Source organism: Vibrio sp. 378 (genome assembly GCF_033339435.1).
The window spans coordinates 1-621 of sequence record NZ_JAWOUO010000744.1 but is presented as its reverse complement, the minus strand read 5'-3'; the positions used below and the strand labels follow the sequence as shown (position 1 = coordinate 621).

General features: G+C 43.8%; 1 pseudogene. It reads left to right on the top strand.

Annotated elements, in window-relative coordinates:
* Window positions 1-178: 178 nt before the first annotated feature.
* A pseudogene (locus tag R7Q48_RS28615) lies at window positions 179-621 on the top strand (peptidase S8); the annotation flags it as partial.

Genomic DNA, 621 nt, shown 5'->3' with positions numbered 1-621 from the left:
ATGTTAACTAAAAATGTTGATTGAATGATATTTTGTACAAATTTGTATATTCATGAAACAAATTGTTTGGCATTTTTGGACGATGAACTATAGCTGAGTGACTCATGTATACATCGCAATGATGATTTTTCATGAGGATATAGTGAATAAAAATTAGCTCAACTAAGGAATAGGGCAAATGCACTACACAACAAGTAAAAAACCAGGCTTATTTACATTGTCTGCTGTCGCCGTCGCGCTGACTGCTTCCATGTCAGCATTCGCGGCTCCACCGATGGGATTCGACGAATCCAAGTTGCCGACGAAATACATCGTCAAATTCAAAGAAGATCCGGTAAGCCGATCTTCGATGGGGGGCAACTCGTTTTGGGGACCACGTATCGCGCAAGAATCTGTTTTGCAACAGGTGAAAGCACGTAAAGTGGAAAAACTAGGTAACCGTGCCATTTACAGCGTTGAGCTGGATGGGGATGATCTTGAACCACTGCGTAACCGTGGTGATGTGGAATACGTGGAAGTCGATCCACCGCGTTACCTGCTAAGTGAAACGGTACCTTGGGGTTACAACGCAGTGAATGCTCAGCAGTTGGATGACTTCAATGCAGGTAACCGCACGGTTTG